The sequence below is a fragment of the Streptomyces sp. AgN23 genome (genome assembly GCF_001598115.1).
GTDB classification, from domain to species: domain Bacteria; phylum Actinomycetota; class Actinomycetes; order Streptomycetales; family Streptomycetaceae; genus Streptomyces; species Streptomyces antimycoticus.
Window position 1 is genome coordinate 7431943 of record NZ_CP007153.1, and the last position, 19977, is coordinate 7451919.

Consider the following 19977-nt stretch of genomic DNA (forward strand, 5'->3'; position numbering starts at 1 on the left):
TCGCTGAGCGGCAGTGCGGGGCCCGTAGGCCGGGGCAGCCCGGTCCGTACGGGCCCCGCACTGCTCCAGGTCCGGCCGCAGCCCGCCGCCCCGCCTCAGTCCACCGACGGCACCCACGCCGTCTGGATCAGCGACGCCCCGCCGCGCCGTGAGACGAAGACGCCCCGCCCCGGCGGCAGCGGCCGCGCCTTGACCTGGCCCAGCAGCTCGCCCTCACCCGATGAACCCGACAGCACGACGCCCTGTGCGCCCAGCTCCTTGAACCGCTGCATGAACGGCTCGTACGACGAGCGCCCGGCGCCGGCCGTCGTCCGCGCCACGATGATGTTGACGCCGGCGTCCCGTGCGTACGGCAGGTTGTCCACCAGCTCGGACATCGGATTGCCGGACGACGTGGCGACCAGGTCGTAGTCGTCCACCACGATGAAGGCCCGCGGTCCCGACCACCAGCTCCGGTTGCGCAGCTGCTGCGGGGTGACATCCGTCCCCGGGATCCGCTGGCTGATGAGGGTGTTCATGTCCGCGATGTACTTCTCGAAGGCGTTCTGCGTCGTGCCGTAGCCGACCAGATGAGGCTGTGGCACGACCTCCAGCAGACTGCGCCGGTAGTCGCCGACCACGAACAGCCCCTCCTCGGGGGCGTAGCGCTCGGTGATCTGCTTGATGAGCAGACGCAGCAGAGCCGTCTTCCCGGACTCCGACTCGCCGTAGACGGCGAAGAAGGGATCGGTGTCGAAGTCGATGAAGACCGGCTCGAGGTTCATCTCGTCGATGCCGATCGCGACACCCCGCTCCGGCTGCTCATGACCGGACGGGATCTCCCGTACCGACAGCGTCCGCGGCAGCATCCTCACCTGCGGTGCGTGCGGACCGGGCCAGTTGTCCACCGATGCCTTGACGAACGCAGCGGTCGCTTCGGCCAGGTCGTCGGCGTTGCCCGACGTACCGTCGATACGCGGCAGACCGCCCAGGAAATGCAGCTTCTCCGGGGTGAGGCCACGGCCGGGGGCACCCACGGGCACATTCGCGGCGACCTTACGGTCGAGCTCGGAGTCCATCGGGTCACCGAGCCGCAGCTCCAGCCGGGAGAGGAACTGATCCTTGAGCGCCGCTCGCATTTCCATATAGCGCGTGACCGTGACGATGAGGTGCACCCCGAGTCCCAGACCGCGCGTGGCGATGTCCGCGACGATCGGCTCGAGCATCTCGTAGTCCGTCTTGAAGGACTGCCAGCCGTCGATCACCAAGAAGATGTCGCCCCATGGCTCACCCGGCAGCCGCCCGGAAGCACGAAGCTGACGGTAGGTACCGATGGAGTCGATGCTGTTGTCCCGGAAGAACTCCTCGCGGCGGTTCAGCACGCCGGTGACCTCGGCGATCGTGCGCCGGATCTTCTCCGGGTCCAGACGTGAGGCGACTCCGCCGACGTGCGGCAGCCCCTCGACCGCGATCATGCCGCCACCGCCGAAGTCCAGGCCGTAGAACTGGACCTCGTGCGGGCTGTGGGTGAGCGCGAAGGTTCCGAGCAGGGTGCGCAAGGCGGTCGACTTACCGGACCGCGGACCGCCGACGATCAGCATATGGCCCTGTGCGCCGGAGAAGTCCCGGTAGAAGATCTCCCGTCGCTGCTCGAACGGCTTGTCCACCATGCCGATCGGTACGCACAGTCCACCGCTGCGGGCATAGCCGCCGGCATGCAGACCGCGCTCCGGGGAGACGGCGAGCTGGGGCAGTAGCTGGTCCAGGGACGACGCCTCGGTGAGCGGCGGCAGCCACACCTGGTGTGCTGACGGACCGCGTCCCTCCAGATTGTTCACGATGACGTCCAGCACCGTGTCCGCGAGCGCGTCGTCCACCCGGTCGCGGTCCGCCGTGTACGTGAAGGCAGGGTCGGGCTCGGCGAAGCGGACCGGCACCGGGGCGGCACTGAACAGAGCCGGACGGCGGTCGGTCGGGATGGGGCCACTGCCCACGACGGTTGACGTGGACGAACGGTAGGGCCCGGACACGTACGCCGCCTTGAAGCGGACCATCTCTTCCGTGCCGAACTTCAGATACCCCGAGCCGGGCACCGACGGCAGATGATAGGCGTCCGGAACGCCGAGCGCCGTACGGGACTCGGCGGCGGAGAACGTCCGCAGACCGATGCGGTACGACAGGTAGGTGTCCAGACCGCGCAGCCGGCCCTCTTCGAGGCGCTGAGAGGCCAGCAGCAGATGCACCCCGAGTGACCGGCCGATGCGGCCGATCTGGATGAACATCTCGATGAAGTCGGGCTTGGCCGTCAGCAGCTCGCTGAACTCGTCGATGACCAGGACCAGGGAGGCCAGCGGCTCCAGCGGGGTGCCCGCGGCGCGCGCTTTCTCGTAGTCGTGGATATTGGCGTAGTTACCTGCGGAGCGCAGCAGCTCCTGACGACGCTGCAGCTCACCGGTGATCGAGTCACGCATGCGGTCGACCAGCGTCAGGTCGTCCGCGAGGTTGGTGATCACCGCGGCGACATGCGGCAGCTCCGCCATGCCCGAGAAGGTCGCGCCGCCCTTGAAGTCCGCGAGGACGAAGTTGAGTGTCTCGGACGAGTGCGTGACCGCCAGGCCCAGCACCAGTGTCCGCAGCAGCTCCGACTTTCCTGAGCCGGTCGCGCCCACGCACAGGCCGTGCGGCCCCATGCCCTCCTGGGCCGCCTCCTTCAGGTCGAGCATGACCGGGGCGCCGCTCTCCCCGACCCCGATCGGAACGCGCAGCCGTTCCGCCGTCGAGCGGGGCCGCCAGGTGACCACCGGGTCGATGGACGCCGCGTCGCCGAGGTTGAGCAGATCGGTGAACTCGAGGTTGGTCAGCAGCGGTTCATCATCGCCGCCGCCCGCCGAGACCCGCAGCGGGGCGAGCTGCCGCGCCAGCGCCTCGGCGGCGGCCAGCGACAAGGTGTCCGGAACGCCCTCGTACACGGCCGAGGCCGACTCCACCCGCAGCAGACCCGGCCGCACGATCAGCGACAGGCCGCCGCGCAGCTCGTCCAGGCCGCCACGGATGACCTCCAGCACCGTCACGCCCTGCAACCCCTCCTGAGCGGCCAGAAGCGAGTCGGGCGGCACCAGACCGCCGTCCAGGATCACCACCACATGCGGCGCGTCCAACAGCGGCTGCCCGTCCCGGTTGAACCGCGAACGACCCTCCAGACGGCTCTTCAGAAGGTCCTCGACCTCGGCCAGATTGTCGCTGAACAGCCGCTTCGTTCCGGCTCCGTCCACCGACCCCGGCACCTGGGTGTGCGGCAGCCACTTGATCCAGTCCCACTCCTCCGTCGCACCCGTGGCGGCCACCACCGCGATCACCAGGTCCTCGGGCGAGTGCAGTGCGGCAAGGCTCGCCACCAGCGCCCGGCTCGTCTCCAGGGTCGTCTCCGGCTCGCCGGAGACCGTCATGTGGTAGAAGGCCCTGAGGCTGACGGCCATCGGCATGCCGTCCAGCGACCGGTGGACGGCCAGGAACTGCTGCATGGCGCCCGCCGACAGCGGCTCCAACTCCTCCACCGGGGCGGTTTCCGGTGCCACCAGCGGGGTCCACAGCTCCTGTGGCCCGAGCCCGATCCGCACCTGCACGAAGTCCTCGTCGGTGATCCGCCGCTCCCACAGCCGGCTGCCCTCCGCCACCAGCGACCACAGCTGCTCGGGGGAGGGGTGGAGAAAGAACTGCGCATCGCGTTGTGTGCGTGCCGTACGCTGCACCCTCCGCCGGGTCTTCGCGAGGTACTTGAGATAGTCGCGGCGGCCCTCCACCGCTTCGCCCTGCGCGCCTTTGCGATACCGGATCGCCTGTGCGATGACCATCGATACGGTCGACAGCAACATCATCACGCCCATGATCTTCATGAACGGTGCCGAATTCGGCATGAAGAAGAAGACCACCGACGAGCCCATGCCGAGCATGGGCAGCAATTGCATCGCCATGCCCTCCCGATCGCCGCGAGGCAACTCGGGAGGGGATTCGAGTCGGAGTTCATCCGCGGGCATCCCGGGAGGAGTCTCCCGAGGTGGACGTTTCACGATGATCTGGCTCATCGGCCTGTCTATCCCCCGATGCGGACTGAACAATTGAGGACCTGCTGAGGGCCCGCATGCACGCTTGCCGCGCGTCATTGCGGCACCTACCCGGCAACGGACCGATCCTACGTGTCGGGACGACAATTGGCGCCCGGTAGGGTGACCTCTCGCACACTGTCAGACATGGACGCGTCCGGACGGAAGACGCGGAGAGACGCTAACGAGAGGGCCCCGCAGGTGAGTTCGACCACATCGACCGGTTTCTGCCGAGTGACGGTCGTCGCACCCGACAGCCGCATCGACGTCGCCCTCCCCGACGACATAGCCCTTGCGGACCTGTATCCGGAGATGCTCAGGCTGACCGGCCAGACCCAGCCCACGGGGACGCCGGTCGGCTACCACTTCGTGCGTCGCGACGGCACCGTCCTGGACGGCTCCCGCTCCCTCGCGGCGCAGCGCGTGCTGGACGGGGACGTGCTGTCCATGCGTCCCTTCGCACAGTCCCTCCCGCCCGTCGTACGCGACGACGTCTCCGACGCGATCGCCTCGACGGTGGCCGGTGACCACGCCCTGTGGAACGCCCGCTACCTGCGGGCCTGCGGACTCTTCGGCGGCGCGCTGCTCTTGATCTTCATGGGTTTCGTCCTGTGGTTCGCCGACCCGGTCAAGCACGACATGCACGGACTGCCCGGTGTCATCGCCGGTGGCGTCGGTCTGCTGCTCGCGGTCTTCGCCGGTGTACGGGCCCGGGTCTACGACGACCGGGCCTCCGCCGTTGCCCTCGGCCTCGCGGCGCTTCCGCACGTGATGATCGGTGGATCCGGGGTCCTGGCACTGGACGCGGGCGAGGGCATCGGACGGCTGCAGTTCCTGCTCGGCTGTGTCGCCGTCCTGATCGTGTCGGTCGCTCTGGTCGCCGCCATGCCGTCCGGTGACGCTCCGTTCGTCGCCGCCGTCGTGCTCTCGGCCTTCGGCACGCTGGCCACCTTCTGCCAGATCATGACGGACACCAACGCGGCGGGCACCGCGGCCGTCTGCGTGGCGGTCGCCATCGCCGCCATCGCGTTCCTCCCCGGCCTCTCCGCGCGGGCCGCCCGTCTGCCCATCGGATACGTCGCGCCGCGTGACGCCTCGCGCAACGACTACGGTGCTTCCGGCGGCATTGACCTGGAAAATTCCTCGTCCGCAGCCGCCGCCCGGCCGGTCGACGGCGAGCGGATCGCGGCCCAGGTCAAGCGTGGCCACGAACTCCTCCTCGGCCTGGTCGGCGGCTGTGCGTCGGTCGTCGTGGGTTCGTCGGCGGTGCTCGGCTTCTCCGACGGCACCTGGGCCCAACTGCTCGCCTTGGCGGCCGGACTGGCGATGCTGCTGCGCGCCCGGCTGTTCCGGTACACCTGGCAGGTCGCCTGCGTCCTGGCGTCCGGCGTCGTCTCCCTCGCCCTCCTCATTCTGGGGCTCGCCCTCAACCCGCCGACGAGCGCCGTCATCGATCTGCTCAGCGGCGACAGTGGCCCGCTGAACATCCGTACCGTGTGGCTCACCGCCTCCGTCGCCTTCGGCGCGCTGATCCTTATCGCGATCGCTCTGATCGTCCCGAAGAAGAGCGTCACGCCTTTCTGGGGCCGCTTCGGTGACCTGGTCGAGGGCGCGATGCTGCTGTCGATCACACCACTCGTGCTCGCGGTCCTGGACGTCTACGCGACGGCGCGAGGTCTGGTCAGCAAGTGACGCTCGCCGAGCGGTGAGGCAGTGGCGGACTGCCACCTGCCACCTGCCATCTGCCATCTGCCACCTGCCACGGCCGAAGGCGCCCCGGTCACGCACACCGTGACCGGGGCGCCTTCGCTCCGGCCTTCACCCGACCGAAGTACATCGAGCCGCCCGGATCCGAACGCCGGGTGGACCCCCTCTCCGATACGTCCCATGCCCGAGCTATGCCCCGGAATCGCCAAGGTCGCCTTACCCGGCAATGGAGTTGGGCCGTGCACCCTGCGCCACTAAGCTGATGCCGACCGTCATCATGTACGCCGCAGGGGGAATCCGATGGGCGAGGGGAGCCGGGGCCCGGCGAACGATGCCAGCGCGAGCAGGGCGCGCGGAGGTGGGTCGGACCTCAAGGTGGAGGCCGAGACGCTGGCGAGCTTCAAGAGCAGGATCGACAAGATCCTTCTTGATCTCGAAGAGTCCCCGGCAGCCAAGAGCAAGATCAGCGACCAGACCGTCGCACACGCCGCCTTCGGCACGGAATTCACTGCTGCCGCAAACCTCGCGGGCGCCTACGAGAAGCTGCACGACCGCCTGGAGAAGTTCTCCAGGACGCTGGGCGACCAGCTCGAAGCCTTGGGCATTGCCGTCCAGATCTCGGACCGCGGCTACGAGAGCATCGACGCCGAACAGGCCGACCGGCTCCGTGCCATCCAGGACCGCATGACCAAGTACTACGGCGAGAAAGCGGACAACCGGGGCGACGGAGACAACGAGAACCGGGCACGGCAGACCGACACGGGCAAGTCCGGCACCGGCGATTCGAACTTCAGGTAGGGGGAGACATGGGGAACGGGGAGTTCGACGGTCTGTCGGTGGAGAACCTGCGGGCCATGCTGGCCAACGCGGACCCCGACAAACTGACCGCCGCCGGCACGGCCCTGGGCGACGCGGGCCCGAAGATCCTCGATATCGGCTCGGACTTGCGCCGTCATGTGTCCCGCGTGGAGTGGACCGGCGAGGGTGGGTCTGCCTTCCGTGAATGGGCCCATGACTTCGCCCTGGAAGTCATGCGCTTCGGTCAGTTCACCTCCACGGTCGGCCAACATGTGGCCCAGGCCGGCCAGGCCCTCTCCGAGACCAAGTCGGCCATGCCCGAGTCCAGGCCTCCTGGCCCCAGGGCAGCCCACGAGGACCCGGCAGCACAGGACGCGGAGCGGCGCGAGACCGAAGAGGCCAGGCACCAGATGGAGCGCCTCTCGTCGGCCTACCGGGCGGTGCAGGAGACGATGGCGGCGGAGCAGGAGCCGCAGTTCAAAATGCTGCCCCCTATGGGCGTTGATGTTGGAAATCGTGAAGATAGATACGACTCCGGCTCGGTGGGGGAGCCGACATCTGGTGCAGGAGTAGGCGTAGACCAGACGCCGCAGGAGCAAGCGGGCGTGCCAGCGGTGCCGCTGCATGGGGAGACGGAGTCAAGCCACCGCGAGGCGACGGGTACCCACATCGACTCGACCGTCACCCTCCCCGATCCAGAGGCCAAGGCGCCACCTCGTACCTCGATGCCGCCTGCGGACCAGCCCAGGCAATCAGGCCCCGTTGTGATGCCGTCACCCCCGATTGGGCCGTCCACAACGCCCCCTCGACGCACCACACCCGTGACGGGGAAGAGCATGTCCCGCCTCCCCGTGACCGAACGTGTAACAGGACCTGGAGGCGCGCCTCCGCGTCGCATGTTCACGCATCGAGGGCCGGTAGAGAACGATGTTGTGGGAGGACAGCAGCGGCGCCTAGGCCCCTCCCCTCGCCTTCCGCGCGCAATGGTGGTGGGGGAGGAGAGCGGTCAGATGTCCCGCGGCCCCGGGGGAGGGGGCGGCCACCCCATGGCGCGGACAAGCGGTGTGCCAGGGACCGAAGGCATGGCCCCAGGGCGTCGGTTGGCCTCGGAGCCGGGAGGACCGGTGAGTGGCCCGCGCACACCAAACCCCGGTGTTACCGGCGCGCGTCAGCGTGGTGTCGCCATCGGTGAGGAGAACGGATCCCACACACGTGGGCCCGTGTCAGGGGCGGCGCCTTCTGGCGGCTCAAATGCGGCAAGTGATCCTTCCGGGGATTCAGGCAGGGGACGCAGGGTCGCCTCCGAGTCAGGAGGGTCGATCGCGGATCCTCGTTCGTCCTCCAGAAGAGGGGCCGCATTCACCCGTGGGGGTACCGGGCTCGTTCGGTCAGGTCAGACCGAAGGACAAGAGCCTGCTGCCCCGGGGGCCTCTGGCACCGGCCGTCGCGGTCCCGGGCCGGAGAGTCGGCAAGGACATGTGGTCGTTGATCAGGGAGCCTGGAAGCTAGGGCGCCAGGACGCATTGCCTCCCGTCATTGAATAGTCGGCACTTGAAGTCTCAGGAGATTTCGCAGGGATGTCAGTCTTGTCCAGTGGAAACAAGAGGCGCTCAGTGCGTGGTTTGACGCTGCTCGCGGCGCTCATCACATGCATGGGAAGTTTCACATCCCCAGCGATCGCTCAAGATATACGTTCGCGTCAGTGGTACCTCGATGCAATGGGGGCCGACCAGATGTGGCGGACCAGCACAGGCAAAGGTGTCACTGTTGCCGTGCTGGACACTGGGGTCGACGGCTCGCTCCCTGAGTTGCGTGGTCAAGTCCTGGAGGGGAAGGACTTTTCATATAAGCCGAAAGGGGCCACTGTCGATACCAACGGACATGGCACGGACATGGCCGCTGTTATTGCGGGAACAGGGCGTTCCGGCGGTATTCAAGGCGTAGCACCTGGTGTGAAGGTGCTTTCCGTCAAGACTGGTTCTGGACCTAGATTCGGCGATCTAGCGTCAATTTATCTCAAGGCGATGCGCTATGCCCTAAAGCGCGGAGCCCGCGTAATAAATCTTTCGGAGACCATCCTCAGTCCCTTGAATGAAGGCGACAAAAAGAAGCTCCAGGATGGTCTGGATGAGATTAACAAAAGCGATGCACTGATGTTTGCCGGAGTCGGAAACGATGCTGAGTCCGATAACTTTGCGGGCTATCCATCGAGTCTCCCCGGGGCTGTCGGGGTGGCTTCTGTCGATCAGAGCGGCACTGTTTCTACCTTTTCGACTCATGGCCCGCAAGTGGCCCTCGCAGCCCCAGGTGAAGGTATTCCTGGGCACTGCAAGGATGGGGGAGGTTGGTGCGAGGAGTCGGGTACCAGTCATGCCACCGCCATTGCCTCGGCGTCAGCCGCCCTCATCTGGTCCGCTCACCCCAAATGGACCGCGAACCAGGTCCTGCGCGTGATGATGCAAACGGCGAGCAAGCCCAAGGGCGGGGTCCCCAGCGAGTACATCGGCTACGGCATCATCCGCCCCGGCCAGGTCCTGCTCGACGGCAAGGGAGACCCGGGCGCAGCGGACGTCAATCCGCTGTTCCCGAACTACCACCCAGGGCAGAGCTCCTCCACATCTCCGTCCCCCTCATCGAAGACCGACGCCCCCTCGGGCGCTGCACACGCCAAGGACAAGGCCCCTGCCGCCTCCGCAACAGGTGGCGATGGCGGTAGTGGCAACACGCTCGTCTACGTTGGAGCCGGTGTGGCCGTAGCTCTGGTCCTCGGCGGTGGGGGCTATGCACTCGCCCGCAATCGCAGGCGGGTGTAGCTACGGCGCCGGCTGGAGTCTATGGTGTGGCATTCGAAACCTGGAGCAGCCCCGAAAGCGGGGGCGACGCATGCCATGTGCGATCTTAGTGAGTATCGAGAGTGACCTTATCCGGAGCCGGGTAGGTGACCTTGTTCTTGCATGACAGGCGGTCCTCCAGGTCAGTAAACCTCTGTGCGGATTTAGTCAGGATACTGATGTCGGAACGATCGGAGAGGCCCACATTATCGAAGAGCGTGACCTGGAATGCGAGCATCTTCTTGTCCTTGGACTTCTCGGCCAGGTCGGGACGTTGGCAGTCCACCAATAGTTCGGCACGCTTTTTATCGCTGGTTTTGCGCACACTGTAGGACGTCGACTTGCCGCTCTTCCTGTCCGTCGTCGAGAAGGGCTTGGGTCCCCAGTTCACCGTAATTCTGAACAGTTTTTTTCTGCCTGAATCATCAAGGATGCCACACGGCGAACCTGCTTCTGGCTTGAAGCTGGTCATCTCTTTGTTCATCCCCAAGCTGATTTTGATGGCGACGTCCTCACCGTCTCGGGGTACAACCACCTTCTTCAAGCCGTGATGCCGCTTTGCTTCAGTTACGGTTTCCTTGTCGAATATGCCCAGACAGGTCTTCTCGCTGAGCTGAGTGAGATAGGGATTCTTGGATTGTTCTTCGTCCCCTCGTTTTGAATCGCTATCACTCCCACCGCAAGCAGTGACCGTAAAAGCAAGTAGACAAGCGAGCGATGTAACGACCCCGGAGGGCACTCCACCCAGAAGGGGGATGCGCATAGTCACCTTCGGCTCCTGTTATTTTCCGCTATCGGTGAGCCTGCTGTTGCCCACGCCACGGTCGTAACCGTTCTTTAGGGCTTCGTCGGCTCTGGCGTACCATGACGAGTTATCAATTTCTGGATGGACTGTGACATATGAATCGAATGCGACTGCTGATCGGCGTTGACTCTTCTCGATGAACTCCTTCTTGAGGTCGCTCGCATCTCTGTCGATCCTGGTGTCAATTTCTTCTTGGCGGCGCTCCATTTCCCTATCGATTTGGATGCCCGTGTGCGTTTCCATCGCTCCGGCCGCGCCATCGATGAATGGTGTGACGAATGGTGCGTACCTCGCAGTCTCAAGGGGCATGGTGATGAGACTTGTGGCGCTGCCGATTCCCTGGCTTACGCCGTACTTCTTCCATTCGGCCGCTTCAGATAGCTTTCTGGCCTGCTCGGCCTTGGTGTCTTCGGCGTTTGACGTGATGGCGTCGGCTCGCGCTTCATCAAGAATTCCCTGAGTCTCGGCGCCGGTTCCAAAGATGGCGATGAGAGAATCATCTGCCTGAGGATGGGCCTTAACAGCGCTGGTTGTGAACTCTTGTTGCGCGACTGAGAGGATCTTATAACTGTCATCGTCTCGGCCAACTGCTGAAAGGAAATCGTTGGCTCGCTGATGTGTAACGAGGATATCGCCTTCACCGATTGCGCCGAAGGCGGCGTCCCGAATCCCGCTACCGGAATTCTTGTCACCGTAGTTCGCGGTTGCCCAGTCCAGGTTGTCGATATAGCCCGCACCCATTCTGGCCAGACTGTCGCTGAGCCCTGGTTTGTCTTCGGCCAGCCCTGAATTTTCGGCGACCATGACGACTGCCTGGGCCATCACATTGGCGCTTGCCGGGGTCCTGTGCAGACCCAACTCAGGCTGGTCATACGGGTGGCCTAAGGTGGCTGCTTCCAAAGCGTGGCCCAACTCGTCGTAGCCGTAGCCGCGATCACTGGCGGCGAGAGGATTCCCATTGGGCCAGTTCCGGTCCTGTAGGAGATACTTCAGGTCGGGGTCCGCCGTAGCCAGTGGGTCTTCTTCATAACCCTTCCGGTAGAACAGCGATTGGGCCGCCTCCGGATTGCGTCCGAGTGCCTCCATGTACCCCGCCATGGGGTCCATGCCCTGGTCGCTTCCCTTGCCGAAACTGAGGTACGGCGTATATCCGTTGGGGCTCCACAGACCCTTGAGGTCGTCCTTGTGCTTGCGGTCGAACTCGATCAAGCCTCCGGTGCGGCCGTCCTTGTCGTGGCTGTTCGGATCTTTGTAGCCCTTGCCGTAGTCGTACAGGAAATCCTTGTCATACTCCCCGTACCGCAGCAGGCTGCTCATGGCCTGGAAGCCGTAAGGGCCTTTAGCAATCGGGCCGCCGGAATGGGTGTCGTCCAACCGTTGGGGGCCGAGACGGATGACGTCCCGCTTCCATTGCTCGATGGCCTTGCTGTCAGAGTGGGAAGCTGTGGCCAGGGTGAACCCCAGGGACTTCTGTAGCTTTTCGAGTGTCTTCGTCCGCTCGCCGCCCGTCTGGGTCGTGTCGGCGGCGTGTTCCCAGAACTGCAGTGTGCCCTTCGCGCCGAGTTGGACGGCGAACTTCTCCGAGAAGAGTGGGTCTCCCTCGTGTTTCGAGAGGATCGAGTTGACCTTCTGGAGGTCGGCCGTGGAGAGTTCGCCCTTCAACTTTGCCAGTTCGGTTACCGTCTTGAGGTCTTTGTAAGCCTGTTCGCGTCCCTTTTCTGCACCCTTGATGCTGTTGAAGCTGTCGCCCGTGAACCCTTTGCCTCGGCCGTTGAAGTCTTGAGCGAGGGCCCAATGCAGGATCTCGTCTGCCGCGGTGGCGTCCGAGAGCACTTGCAGGATTCGGTCGTTGTAGCTGGACACCGTTTCGGAGTATCGCTTGGCTTGCAGGGTTTCGGCCTGCTCTGAAATGTCGTCAAGGTTCGTTGGTTTGTACGACACACGGCCCTGCTCGTCGATGGCCAGGTTCTTGTCCGCTTCGATATCGTCCTTGTAGCCCTTGAGCTTCTTCTTGGCATCCTTGAACTTGGTGTGGGCGTCGCTGAGAAGGCCGTGCATGTCCTTGGCCTCAAGGGCAGCCTGCTCCATCTGCTTCGCGACTGCCTTGATCTTGTCGGCGGCCGCCTCAGCTGCCTTGCCCTCCCAGTCCGAGTTGGTGATGGGGGACGTGACCTGCTTGGTGAAGTTTGTGCTGACCTGCGTGAAGTGGTCTGGAAGGTTGCGCCACTTGTCGACGGCGTCGGAGAGCGGTTGCAGGTTCACCTTGAGGAGATCGTGGTAGGAGACCATCGTCCTTATCGCACTCCATGGCTATTCTGGTGGATGGGATGTGTCGCCTCAGATTCCTGCTACCTGGCCACGCGTTTGTTCCCATCGACGTCCCTGAACTTATCGACGGTGCCCTTGTTGCCGATCTGGAATTCCGCGGCGGCGTTCCGCAGGGCGCCCGCGACGCCGTGTTCGAGTAGCCCATGTACGTAGCGCATCTGGTCCCGCCACCGCTCCTCGAACGTGTCGAAAGCGACAGCGCAGTCGAACCCTTTGAGGCTGTCCTTGACCTGGCCGGTCTCCTTCATGGCCTGGTTGTCAGCTTCCGCGAAGCTCCGGCGCGTGTCGTCGGCCTTGTCGGCCATTTCGCGGAGAACCTTCGGCGTGACCTTGAGCTTCTCCTTCGGCGCCGCGGCGCCGCCGTCATGAAATGCGTTGATCTGCATGCGGGTCGCCTGGCGCTTCGCCGCTTGTGTGCGGAAACTTGCCCATTGCTCGTCGAACGACACGATCCCCCCTGGCACCACGTCAACTTTGTTTAGAAAGGTCAATACTTGTGAAACATATCGCGTCGTGGAGCGGGGCGCACGGCCGCGACGGGTTAGTCGCTGTCTAACTCACCTGGCAGCCAGCCGAGCTGAACCAGCCGGGTGCCGCCCTTGCGGGTGACCAGGGTGCCGCGCCCCTGGGGGAGGCGGCGGGGGCGGGTGTTGCCGAGGAGGTCGCCCTCGGCTGGGTCGCCCGAGAGGATGACGCCCTGGGCGCCGAGTTCCTTGATGCGCTGCATGAAGGGCTCGTACGAGGAGCGTGAGGCGCCTGCCGTGTTGCGAGCGATGATCAGGCGGACACCGACGTCGCGGGCGTAGGGCAGCCCTCTCGTCAGGAAGTCGAGAGGGTTGCCTGCGCTCGTGGCGACCAGCTCGTAGTCGTCGATGATGACGAAGAACTGTGGACCGCTCCACCAACTGCGTTCGCGGAGTTGCCTCGGGGTGACCTCCGGGCCGGGGGCTCGGTGTTCCATGAGGGTGCTCAGGGCGTCCATGTGCAGTTCGAGCGCCGGGGCGGCTGGGGCGTACTCCAGGAGGTGGGAGTCCGGTATGGCCTCCAGGAGCGTACGGCGGTAGTCGCCGACGATGATCCGCGCCTCGTCGGGGGTGTAACGCTGGCTGATCTGCTGGGCAAGCAGGCGCAGCAGAGAGGTTTTGCCCGATTCGCTCTCGCCGAAGACGACGAAGAACGGATCGGAATCGAAGTCGATGAAGACCGGCTCCATGCGGTCTTCGTCGATGCCGATCGGCAGACCGAGGTGCGGGTTCTCAAAGCTCTTGGGGAGGCGGTCGGAGGGGAGTTCGCGGAGGAGGACGCGGACCTCGGGGGCCCGGGGGCCGGTCCAGTGGGTGTTGACGGCGCGAACCAGGGCCGCTGTCGATTCAGTGGATCCGGCCGATGCCGGTCCCGTCGATGCCGGTCCTGTCGGTGTCGGTCCTGTCGGTGTTGGTACCTGCGGTGTTGGTCCTGTCGGTACCGACACCGACACCGACGCCGATGACGCGGTCGTGCCGGTCGTGGCCGGCTCTGTCGCTGACAGGTCGGCCGGCCCTCCGTCCGCCTCCGGCCGAAGTGCGGCTCCGATCCGCGGTTGCGCGGCCAAGAAGTGCAGCCGCTCGGGGATCTGGCCGCGGCCCGGCGCGCCGACCGGGACGTTGGCCGCCACCTTACGGTCGAAGTCCGAGTCCAGCGGATCGCCGAGACGCAGCTCCAGACGGTTCATGAACTGGTCCTTGAGCGCGGCCCGTACCTCCATGTACCGGGTGGCCGACAAGACCACATGGACGCCGTAACCCAGTCCCCGCGTCGCGAGGTCCATGACGACGCCCTCGAACTGCTCGTACTCCTGCTTGAAGGCGCCCCAGCCGTCAATGACCAAGAAGACATCCCCCCAGACCTCGTCAGGGAGCTCACCAGCTGCCCGCCGCTTGCGGTAGCCGGCGATGGAGTCGATGCCGTGCGTGCGGAAGAACTCCTCGCGGTGGCTCAGCACTCCGGTGACCTCGGCCACCGTACGGCGCACCCGGTCCGGGTCGAGACGTGACGCCACTCCGCCGACATGCGGCAGCTCCGATATCCCGCTGAGGCCTCCGCCGCCGAAGTCCAGGCAGTAGAACTGCACCTCGTGCGGAGTGTGGGTCAGAGCGAAGGACGCGATGAGCGTACGCAGCAAGGTGGATTTACCGGACTGCGGGCCGCCCACCACAAGGAGATGGCCCGCGGCATCCGAGAAGTCGCGGTAGAGGATCTCGCGCCGCTGTTCGAAGGGCTTGTCGACCAGCCCGACCGGGACCACCAGCCCGCCCGACCCCGCATAGTCCGGTGGATGCAGACCACGCGCAGGCGAGACGGCCAGCAAGGGCAGCAGTTCGTCGAGCGTGGGGGAGGTGTCCAGGGGCGGGGGCCACACCTCGTGCGCGGCCGGTCCCTGGTCCTCGAGACGCCGGACGATGACGTCCAGGACCGTGTCCGACAGCGCGTCGCTCGTGTGAGCCGTAGTGGCGGCGGGTGCGGACGCGGCGTAGGAGACCGGCACCGGGGCGGCCGTGAACAGCGTCGGCCGGCGGTCCATTCGCCGTGAGCCGCCCGCCCCGTCGTCTGTCAACGCCTCGGCGGTGCGGTACGGGCCCGAGACATAGGCGGCCTTGAAGCGCACCATCTCGTCCGTACCGAACTTCAGATAGCCGGAACCGGGCAGCGACGGCAAATGGTAAGCGTCCGGCACGCCCAGCACGGCCCGGGACTCCGTGGCGGAGAAGGTGCGCAGGCCCAGTCGGTACGACAGGTAGGTGTCCAGACCGCGCAGCCGACCCTCCTCCAGCCGCTGGGTGGCCAGCAGCAGATGGACGCCGAGTGACCGGCCGATGCGGCCGATCTGAATGAACATCTCGATGAAGTCCGGTTTGGCACTGAGGAGTTCACTGAACTCATCGATGATCAGCACGAGCGATGGGACGGGCTCCAGCGGCGCCCCCGCGACCCGCGCCCGTTCGTAGTCGTGGACATTGGCGTAGTTGCCCGAGGCACGCAGCAGCTCCTGGCGGCGCTGCAATTCGCCCCGGATCGAGGCCTCCATACGGTCCACGAGCGTCAGGTCGTCCGCGAGGTTGGTGATCACCGCCGAGACATGCGGCAGGTCGGCCATGCCGGTGAAAGTCGCACCGCCCTTGAAGTCCGCCAGGACGAAGTTGAGGTGTGCGGAGGAGTGGGTGACGGCGAGTGCCAGGACCAGTGTGCGCAGCAGCTCGGACTTTCCCGAGCCGGTCGCGCCCACGCACAGACCGTGCGGGCCCATACCGCCCTGCGCCGCCTCCTTCAGGTCCAGCATCACCGGTTCACCGTCCTCGCCGACCCCGATGGGGACCCGCAGGCGTTCGCTCGTCATCCGGGGCCGCCAGGTTCGGGCCACGTCCACGGAGGACGCGTCGCCGAGGTCCAGCAGGTCGGTGAAGTCGAGCTCATCCAGGAGCGGCTCGTCGTTGCCCCCGGCGCCGACGCGCAGTGGCGCGAGCTGGCGGGCCAGGGCCTCGGCCGCCTCCAGGGGGAGCACGTCCGGCTCGCCTTCGTAGACCAGTCCTGCGGCGGACTCCAGGAACAGCTTTCCGGGGCGTACCTCGAGCGACAGGCCGCCGCGCGGCTCGTCCAGTTCCCCGGACACCACTTCGGCGACGGTCACGCCCTGAATGCCATCCGCACTCGCCAGCAGGGAATCCGGCGGGACGAGGCCGCCGTCCAGCACGATGAGAAGGTGAGGCGCGTCCAGGACGGGCGATCCGTCCGGGGCGAACCGGGGACGCTCGGAGAGCGGGTTGCCCTGGCCGCCCGGACCGTCCGCCGCCAGAAGCTCCTCCAGCTCGAGCGCGTCCCGGCAGAACAGCCGCCGGGTACCCGCCCCGTCCAGCGTCCCGGGGATCTGGGAATGCGGCAGCCACTTGGTCCATTCCCAGCGTGCGACCGCTTCCCGCCCGTCGGCCAGGACCGCCACGGTCAGGTCCTCCGGCGAGTGAAAGGTGACCAGCTGACACACCAGGGCACGTGTGGCGCCCTGGGCCGTGGCAGGGTCCCCGGACACGGTGAAGTGGTAGAAGCGCCGCAACGACACGGCGACCGGTAGCCCTTCCACCGCGCCGTACAGCATCAGGAACCGCTGCATCGCGCCTGCTGTGAGCGGCTCCAGCTCCTCGATCAGCGCCGTGGTCGGGGCCACCAGAGGTGTCGACAGCTGCTGGGGCCCGACACCGATACGGGCCTGCCCGAAGTCCTCGTCGCCGACCCTGCGTTCCCACACCCGGCTGCCCTGCGCGGCCACCGCCCAGAGCTGGTCGGGCGCGGGGTGCAGATAGAGCAGCACCTCGAGTTGCGCGCGGGCCGTACGGCGGACACCGCGGCGCATCTGCGCGAGGTACCTCAGGTAGTCGCGGCGTAAGCCCGCCGCCCGGCCCTCCGTCCCGCGCCGGAAACGCGCGATCTGGGCGGCGACGGTCGCGAGGGCTGATGCCAGCATCAGCCAGCCCATGACCCGCATGAACGGCCCGGCGCCCGAGTTGAAGAAGTAGACCATCGACCCGCCCATGCCGAGCAGGGGCACCAACTGCGTCAACAGCCCTTGCTGCTCGCCGCGCGGCAGGTCGGGGGGAGAGCTGAGCTCGACTTCGTCCGTGGGCACGGTCGGCGGCAGCGCCCGGGGCGGACGCTTGACGAGAATCTGGCTCACCGGGTGGTCAATCCCCCTTCAGTGGTCTCCCGTGCAAGGAGCGAGATCCGTGGTGGCGTCGCACCAGCACTCCGGCGACGTGGCCCCCCGAACCCGGCGAGCCTATCGACACGGGGTGTCACCATGTGGTGGCACCCCGGCGTGTCGTGCCTATCAACAGGAAATCTCCACGGCTTCGAGAGGGAGGAGACCAACGTGCTGTGCACGGTGGCTCATGCGCCGTCCATCCATGAAACTGGGGGCCGAGAACCGAGCGTCCGGTGATACAAAGATTTGCCCCGCCCGAAATGTCATCGCGGAGCGGGATCTTCCAGTGGACTCGCCGAAGAGGTAAGCGCTGATGTCGCAGCCGCCCCAGCCCCCCGACCAGCCACCGTCCGGCGGTTTCGGCGCGCCGCAGGATCCCGGTCAGGGCGGCGAACCGTCCAAGGACCGCTCCGGCACATCACCGCGGCGTCCGGTCCCGCCTCACCCGCCCGCGCCGCCGGCCGTCCCTCCGGCGCCTCCGGTGAGTCCCCCGACGGGCCATACTCCGCCCCAGATATGGGACACAGGTGTGTTGCCATCGAGCCCTCCCGCAGGCCCGGGAGTCCCGGCCCCTCCCCGGGCCGACCCCGCCACCTCGTACGCACAGAACCCGTACACCCCGGTGCGGGGAGGGCCTGGGCACGGCGGTATGTACTCCGCACCGCCCGGGCCGCCCTACGGCACGCTTCCCTCCGGTGGTGGAAGCGGCGGCCGGAACACGAGACGCAAGGCCGTCGTCATCGGCGCGGCCGTGGCGGTGCTGCTCGCGGCGGGTGGCGGGGTGTACGCGGCGGTGAGCGGTGGTGAGGACGACAAGAAGCCCATCGCTACCTCGACGACCACCCCCGCTGGTCAGGACCGGCAGAACCCCGCCCCCGAGCCGACCGGAAAAGGTGCGAGCACCGGCGGGCGGGACCGTGGCGAAGGCGAGAGCGACCCCAACGACGTGCGCCGGGCCGGCGAGGCGAAAGTTCTCTACCAAACGCCCGCGCCCGAGGTCTCCAAGAAGGGCGCCGACGTGCCCGGTTTCTGGGTGATGAAGGGATATGTGGTCAAGGCGGTCGACGACAAGATCGTCGCATACAAGGACGACGGCACGAAGAAGTGGACGCTTTCCCTGCCCAAAGCCGTCTGCGCCGCGCCCGACTCCACGACCGACGGCGAGGTCGTCGTCGCCTACGAGGGGCATGGAAAGGACTCGTGCAGCCAACTCGCCCTGATCGACCTGGGCAAGGGGATCAAGGTCTGGGACCACGACGCTCCCGAGGCGGGCTCTTTCGGCGGCGGCCACACCAGCATGGGCATGGCCCAGAGCGGCGGTCTCGTCGGCATGTCCTGGTTCGGCGGTTCGGCCGTCATCAAAGTCCGCGATGGTGAGGAGGTCGCCGTCGAGAAGCCCAGCCCGGGTTGCTCCGTCGACGGTTACGCGGGAGGGAAAGCGCTGCTGCGTGCCTACTCCTGCACCAATGGCACCGCCAAGCTGCAAAAGGTGGCGTCGAACGGGAGGATCACATGGACCTATGCCGTCCGTAAGGGCTACAAGGTCGACAAGATCTTCTCCACCAGCCCCGTTGTGATCGCTCTGAGCGACCAGGACCGCAAGGCCGGCGGCATTCTGGCCGTATCGGACAGTGGTGAGGAGCGGTCGGCCCTGGCCGTGGGGACGCAGTCCTACCAGCCGCTGTGCGGAACGGACCTCTTCGGCACCAATGTGGGTAGCTGTCAGGGCGTCGCTGCCTCCATGGACACCTTCTATCTGCCGACCGAGATGACCCAGGGCAGCGCCGGGGGCTCGACGAGTGAGATCCATGCCTTCGACCTGGACAGCGGGAAGAAGAAATGGGCGGCCAAGGTGGCCGGTCGGATGCTGCTTCCGCTGCGCATGGACGGCAAGAATCTGATCGCCTATGAGGAGCCCTCATATGACGAGGCCGGTCTGGTCGTCAGCATCGGCCCGGACGGCGGGAAGCCCAAAACCGTGCTGAAGTTGCCCCAGGCCACCCGCGAGGCGGAGAACGGCTTCTACTCCGCCACTCACGCCTACCGAAACGGCATTTTCTACATCGCCTCGAACCGCGTAACGGGGGCCGAGGGCACCAGCGAGAAGCTCATCATGGCCTTCGGCTCCTGAAGGTGAGCCGAGCGCCGACCACTGCCGGAGAGGGCGGCCACCGACCGGTGACCGCCCTCTCGTTCACGCTCGTCGGCCCCTCATGCTCCTCAGCTCAGGTCGAATTCGCCGTCCCGCGCGCCCAGCACAAAGGCACGCCACTCGGCCTCTGTGTAGCGCAGCACGGTCTCGGGGTCAGCGGAATTCCGCATGGCCACTGCCCCGTTCGGCAGATAGGCGATCTCCACCCGGTCTTCGGAGGTGCTGCCAGGTGCGCTGAGCCACTCGACACCGGAAATGTCGAGGGCGTACAGCTCTTCCTTCTCTTTGGCGTCGGCCACTGGTGGAGAACCCCTTCGGATACCGCGGATAACATCCCGCCCGACCTTTGGGCGGAAGGCGAGGGCGGGCCACTGCGCCCGGACTCCCGCCACGTCTCACAGTGTTGTCCACAGCGCGTGACGCGGCAATCGAACACGAGGACAAGGGCCCGGTAGTGTGGCGCCGCGCGTGTGACGCGGGCGGGACTGCGATGGATCAACGGCCGGGGGGCTTCCAGATGAGTGGGGACTGCAGCTCGCAGAGAACCG

At 66.2% G+C, this 19977-nt stretch carries 10 protein-coding genes; 4 read left to right on the top strand and 6 right to left on the bottom strand.

What is annotated here, in order from left to right; translation table 11 throughout:
* Window positions 1–95: 95 nt before the first annotated feature.
* Window positions 96–4061, bottom strand: coding sequence for a type VII secretion protein EccCa (eccCa, locus tag AS97_RS32425; RefSeq protein ID WP_210566123.1), 3966 nt, complete (start codon window positions 4059–4061; stop codon window positions 96–98).
* A gap of 219 nt (window positions 4062–4280) precedes the next feature.
* Here eccCa (AS97_RS32425) and eccD point away from each other — a divergent pair, with 219 nt between their 5' ends.
* The 3 genes from eccD to AS97_RS32440 all read left to right on the top strand — a co-directional run bounded on the left by eccD (window position 4281) and on the right by AS97_RS32440 (window position 9397).
* A complete protein-coding gene (gene eccD / locus AS97_RS32430; protein WP_210566124.1) occupies window positions 4281–5771 on the top strand; it encodes a type VII secretion integral membrane protein EccD in 1491 nt (496 codons plus the stop codon).
* 315 nt (window positions 5772–6086) lie between these two features.
* Window positions 6087–6584: a hypothetical protein gene (locus tag AS97_RS32435; protein ID WP_210566125.1), complete on the top strand. Its 498-nt coding sequence runs from the start codon at window positions 6087–6089 to the stop codon at window positions 6582–6584.
* A 1613-nt stretch (window positions 6585–8197) separates the two neighbouring features.
* Window positions 8198–9397 (top strand): S8 family serine peptidase, encoded by a 1200-nt coding sequence (locus AS97_RS32440; RefSeq protein ID WP_247204557.1) that lies wholly within the window; start codon window positions 8198–8200, stop codon window positions 9395–9397.
* Between the two features lie 85 nt (window positions 9398–9482).
* On the opposite strand, the gene AS97_RS32445 is transcribed toward AS97_RS32440, so the two are convergent.
* The 4 genes from AS97_RS32445 to eccCa (AS97_RS32460) form a co-directional block, all read right to left on the bottom strand.
* Window positions 9483–10184 (bottom strand): hypothetical protein, encoded by a 702-nt coding sequence (locus tag AS97_RS32445; protein ID WP_210566127.1) that lies wholly within the window; start codon window positions 10182–10184, stop codon window positions 9483–9485.
* Window positions 10185–10196: 12 nt separating this feature from the next.
* Complete coding sequence (locus tag AS97_RS32450) at window positions 10197–12509, bottom strand: hypothetical protein (protein ID WP_210566128.1); 2313 nt, start codon at window positions 12507–12509, stop codon at window positions 10197–10199.
* Between the two features lie 59 nt (window positions 12510–12568).
* The gene (locus tag AS97_RS32455) at window positions 12569–12997 is read right to left on the bottom strand and encodes a hypothetical protein (protein ID WP_210566129.1); all 429 of its coding nucleotides are present in this window, start codon (window positions 12995–12997) and stop codon (window positions 12569–12571) included.
* Window positions 12998–13089: 92 nt separating this feature from the next.
* Window positions 13090–17250, bottom strand: a complete 4161-nt coding sequence (gene eccCa, locus AS97_RS32460) for a type VII secretion protein EccCa (protein ID WP_247204558.1) — start codon at window positions 17248–17250, stop codon at window positions 13090–13092.
* A 676-nt stretch (window positions 17251–17926) separates the two neighbouring features.
* Between eccCa (AS97_RS32460) and AS97_RS32465 the strand changes: the two genes are divergently transcribed.
* Window positions 17927–19408, top strand: a complete 1482-nt coding sequence (locus tag AS97_RS32465) for a PQQ-binding-like beta-propeller repeat protein (RefSeq protein ID WP_247204559.1) — start codon at window positions 17927–17929, stop codon at window positions 19406–19408.
* Window positions 19409–19497: 89 nt separating this feature from the next.
* Here AS97_RS32465 and AS97_RS32470 read toward each other — a convergent pair whose 3' ends face one another.
* Window positions 19498–19728, bottom strand: a complete 231-nt coding sequence (locus AS97_RS32470) for a DUF397 domain-containing protein (RefSeq protein WP_059147033.1) — start codon at window positions 19726–19728, stop codon at window positions 19498–19500.
* Window positions 19729–19977: the final 249 nt, after the last annotated feature.